This is a genomic window from Pseudomonas sp. TJI-51 (assembly GCF_000190455.2).
In the GTDB taxonomy this organism is placed as follows: Bacteria; Pseudomonadota; Gammaproteobacteria; order Pseudomonadales; family Pseudomonadaceae; genus Aquipseudomonas; species Aquipseudomonas juntendi.
The window spans coordinates 1-4,101 of sequence record NZ_AEWE02000161.1 but is presented as its reverse complement, the minus strand read 5'-3'; the positions used below and the strand labels follow the sequence as shown (position 1 = coordinate 4,101).

General features: G+C 50.8%; 7 protein-coding genes. 3 read left to right on the top strand and 4 right to left on the bottom strand.

Annotated elements, in window-relative coordinates:
* Nucleotides 1–16: 16 nt before the first annotated feature.
* Together G1E_RS25740 and G1E_RS25735 are read right to left on the bottom strand one after the other, a co-directional pair.
* Entirely contained in the window at nucleotides 17–889 is an 873-nt protein-coding gene (locus G1E_RS25740; RefSeq protein ID WP_177329622.1) for a relaxase/mobilization nuclease domain-containing protein, read from the bottom strand.
* Nucleotides 879–1,247, bottom strand: a complete 369-nt coding sequence (locus tag G1E_RS25735) for a hypothetical protein (RefSeq protein WP_009681586.1) — start codon at nucleotides 1,245–1,247, stop codon at nucleotides 879–881. Before G1E_RS25735 ends, G1E_RS25740 begins: the two co-directional genes overlap by 11 nt.
* Before the next feature lie 410 nt (nucleotides 1,248–1,657).
* Between G1E_RS25735 and G1E_RS25730 the strand changes: the two genes are divergently transcribed.
* Both G1E_RS25730 and G1E_RS29965 read left to right on the top strand, forming a co-directional pair.
* A complete protein-coding gene (locus G1E_RS25730) occupies nucleotides 1,658–1,969 on the top strand; it encodes a hypothetical protein (RefSeq protein ID WP_157050346.1) in 312 nt (103 codons plus the stop codon).
* Between the two features lie 85 nt (nucleotides 1,970–2,054).
* Nucleotides 2,055–2,183, top strand: coding sequence for a hypothetical protein (locus tag G1E_RS29965; RefSeq protein ID WP_255752469.1), 129 nt, complete (start codon nucleotides 2,055–2,057; stop codon nucleotides 2,181–2,183).
* 44 nt (nucleotides 2,184–2,227) lie between these two features.
* On the opposite strand, the gene G1E_RS30345 is transcribed toward G1E_RS29965, so the two are convergent.
* A complete protein-coding gene (locus tag G1E_RS30345) occupies nucleotides 2,228–2,455 on the bottom strand; it encodes a metallophosphoesterase (RefSeq protein WP_328284603.1) in 228 nt (75 codons plus the stop codon).
* A 58-nt stretch (nucleotides 2,456–2,513) separates the two neighbouring features.
* On the bottom strand, nucleotides 2,514–2,732 hold the full coding sequence (locus G1E_RS28095) for a hypothetical protein (protein WP_009681588.1): 219 nt from the start codon (nucleotides 2,730–2,732) through the stop codon (nucleotides 2,514–2,516).
* An 816-nt stretch (nucleotides 2,733–3,548) separates the two neighbouring features.
* Here G1E_RS28095 and G1E_RS25720 point away from each other — a divergent pair.
* On the top strand, nucleotides 3,549–4,019 hold the full coding sequence (locus G1E_RS25720) for a hypothetical protein (RefSeq protein ID WP_009681589.1): 471 nt from the start codon (nucleotides 3,549–3,551) through the stop codon (nucleotides 4,017–4,019).
* The last annotated feature ends 82 nt before the right edge of the window (nucleotides 4,020–4,101 follow it).

Sequence of the window (4,101 nt, the reverse complement as noted above, 5' to 3'; positions counted from 1 at the left end):
GGGGATGATGGATCCCTTACTGTTGAAGCATATACGGCTCATACCTGATACCCTCCTGCAAAGTGAGTTTTTGAAAAGTAAATCGAGCTTTTTTCAAAGTTTTGCCGGAAGTGACACGCCCCTCGAACTCGTATGCGATTCCCTTCGGGCCTTGACTGTCATATCGCAGATGGACATAGACGCCTTGCCTCCTCAAAGCCCGAACAAGATTGATAATATCTCCGTTACGCTCCTTGGTGCTTTCGACACAAGCTCCAACCCTTGCAGCAAGACGGGATCTGTAAGGCATGGTGTGGGCCCGTGCGGCCCCCTGCACATCTCTACTTTTAACAGCAATATTCCAACTCTCTTCTGGTCTTGGGGCCTTTTTGAGACCAAACATGCGCTCTATATCGCTTATCGCCTGGAGATTTAATTCAAAGTTATTTTTATCATGAACCATCTTGAATCCAGGCTCGTAGCGAATGCGATTCGCTACAATATGAACGTGCTGATTTCCAGTATCAGGATGAAGGACTGCCGCGTATTTATTCGAAGTACTGAAACCCATCGCCTTCAGATAGTGCCGTACAGCAAGCCTCCACTGCTCATCTGTGAGCGATTCGCCGACATCCAGTGAAAGAACCGCATGGAATATCGGTTTCAAATTCCTCTTCGGCTGCCCTTGCTCACCAATCTTCAATTTTGTAGCGACATCCATGTCCAAGATCATACAGCCGAGATCCTCCGCACCGCCCTTCCGCATGCCAATTTCCGGAAAGAAAGAAAAGCAGTTTGTATCGATGGTTTTAATTCCAACAAGGTCGTGATCGTGCTTCTTCGACCCATAAACATATCTGATACGATTGGCGCTAGATCCAGTTGAAGACTTTAAAATCTTACCAATCATAGCTCTCGCCCTCTTCGCCATTTCCAGCAAGGTTAATACCTTCCAACTCTCCAAAAATATTAACGGCAACGTGCATGATCTTTTTTATTAACAGTTCCTTTTCTTCGCCATCCAAGATCATCTGTGCAAGTTCAACGAGATTCTCGTTGGCCTTCTGAGCCTGAGGAACAATTACGTATCTGCGCTTCGGTTTAGAATTTATTATATAGTCCCTAACAAAAGCTCCAGCAGCTGTGTAGCCAGATTCTTTGAGCCGCTCATCAAAAATAGCACGCTCATCAGCGGTCATACGGATTAGCAGGCTTTTATCTTTTTTAGCCGGCTTTGTCAGCTTAGGGGTGAGAACCTTATCTCTCATACAGCACCTTCTCACTCACAGACCATATCTACTTCTTAAGTATTGCTCTTGGAGCAACACCCAGCGCAACCCCACAAGGGTGTGAGCATCAGGATATTTCGAAAGAAATTGACCGTCGGAGTATATCACCGACATAACTTGTTTCTTGGTATAGCTTCGGAATCACCACCCCAAGAAAGATCGTGTATATCACTAAAATATCTGTCCCAATGCTAGCCATTAGCGGCTCAACTCGGGTCAGCACAGGCCCTACGTAAGACGATACAGGCTCAGCATTTGCCTCTCCGGACGCACTAACGACCTGAGCAGACAGTGGGCACCTATGAAAATGTGAGAGGTGTGACTAGACCCAACTTATGCTCCGCAGGCAGTCTTTAAATAGCCATACCATTTCCGAGCGGATACGCCTCATGCTCAAAGATATCTCGAACAAAGCCCACACGTTACATAAAGTTTCTGCCCAGGACATTGACCATTGGATAGAGACGCGTCTTCAGACGTTAACAGCCAGACACGCAGACCATGGATTTATTGAAATCGACTCAATTGAATTCCAGCAACTGGAGCACTTCCGCACCTTGCTTAACAAGCTGGCCTTGGCGACTCACCTAAACTCGCCTGAAGTCCTCGACAGTTTAGAGCGCCGCCAAAAATGCTCAAGCAAACTACAAGCTAAAAACATGATGGTGGGAATACTGAGCTTCACACCCGAGCCATGCTGACGTGGATCGCTAAACTCGCGACCTTCGTCACTGGTGGGATGAACAATACAAACCTGTGCGGGTCTTTGCACCGTTGGTGTTTGCATTGAGCGAGTCCTTCCAGTTGGAGTGGCGTGAAGGATGTGTCCTCCGGGATATCCAGGTCGCACACATGAAGCTCTATGCCAGCCGTGCCTTCTGGCTGGAGGCCTACCACGCTGCGGCCCAGCACTGATCTGAAGAGGAATTGTATGAGCCTAAGTGTAAATGACTCCGTAGTCATGAAGCCTCCCTTAAAGGTTCATCCTCTCCTCGCCTTACAACACAGCCACTCCATGCCCTGCTGAACCAGATCTCTGTCAGCTCTAAGATCGGGCGCAGGATCATGTCCAAGGGCAAACTGCATTCGAGGTCACCCAGGAAGACCACTGCCTTGGGACGATGAAGCTTCACCAGCCGGATCACATGATCAAAGCGCCCATGAACATCACCCAGAAACCAAATCACTCGGTTCCCTCACGCAATCGAACCATTGATGGTGCCGCACAGGCACAGTGAAGCCTCGCTAATGGAGCGACTCCCTCAAGGCCCCGACTTTATGAAGCTGGTAGTCGATGACTGTCTGGTAGAGATGGTCTGCTTCAAGGCGCAGCCGTTCAGTTTCCGCTGAAGGTCGACTGTGAGCCACCGCATCGTTATAGGCTCGGATCGCTTCAAGGGATTGTCTCAGCAGTGGCTCACCCGCTTCAGCCATACCCAAAAGCGTTCGCTTTAATTCAGACATCTCACGTGCTCCTCCATTGCTACCTGTACAACTGGTAAAGGCGAGCGTACAGCCTTAGGCGGGCTCCCGCCCGAATAACCGATGCACTACTGAGACGGAACGATGCAGGTGCGGCAGGCCATTCGAGAATGCGGCTGAACGCCGGCTATGACGCCACCACGTTATATCGCGTGAGCCCCTTTCTGATCGGATCACAAGTCCAAAAGCAGGAGGGCCGATTCGGAGGCAAGGAAACTATTTGATATTATGGCTCAGCAATAATTATGTCCTAGCGATAATTTCTCTAAATATCAGATTCCGATTCTCTGCCGGGGAGTCCGTCATCAAGGACTGCCACCACGCCTACGGCAGACGCAATATCCGCCGTTGGAAGGGGCTTGAGTGCGATGCAGAAGAGCTTTGGCGCTTCGGCGGCGCCATCTTAGTGCCTGTGTGTCAATGGGTAAAATCAGCCCCCTACGCGTATGATTGCTGAGGCTCGGGCAGTGAGCGGAAACTCAGTGTAGGGCGTGTTAATTGCTTTGTGGCGGTTGTAGTCCGGACTGCCGTGGTTCCACCAAACAGTGCCCCTCTAACCCAGGGCTACTTTCAGCGTGGGCGTCAAAGCCGGCTGTCGTGAACCGAGCCTCCGGCGTGCACCGTGGCTTCAGCTTGGCCCGCATCCATCCGTCAAACCTAAGGCTACGAGTTCCGCTTAGAAGCTAATCAAAGGCGGATGCAGTTCCCACGCCCCTTCGTTGTCAGTCAGCGGAGGCACGTATACCCTGACCACTTGTCAGAGAGTGCCACTTAACCAAACTTAGGATATGAAGAAGCATGGAAAACAATCAGGTCGATGAGTCTGGATCAAGCATGCCTCAGATGGGTGTGCCGGATCCTGGTGAGGGTCACTCATCGCATGTCCTTCAGGACAGAGCAATTCATGAGCTGCCTCTGTGCCCGAATCGCCTGATCATCGCCGTTGAAGCTGTGCGCGGCACAGGCTTTGCCCTTGAACTGCTAAGGGAGCAGCTGCGTCTTCGAGCTTCAGCTAAGCTCGTTTTCTCGACTTACAGCGGCTGCTATTTCCTGCAGGTAGATGACTTCGACCGCTATCAAAACCGCTGCGTTGGCATGCTTGAGGCTGTTTCAACCCTGCCATTCCGCTCGGCGGAGATCTTCAAAAACGAGATTGCCGGTTGGAAATCCTCGGATATCTCTAAAGTGGTAGACACTATCGGGCTCAAGGCGCTGGCAGAGCTCGGGCTTGTTTCTCCATCTGCTGGAAAGCCAGCCCTACCGGCGTAAAAAAGCATGAACCCGATCGGACTCATCAGCCCGGCTGATGCCGAGGCTGTTCATCTTGAACGGCTAAGGATGCTCCGATCAA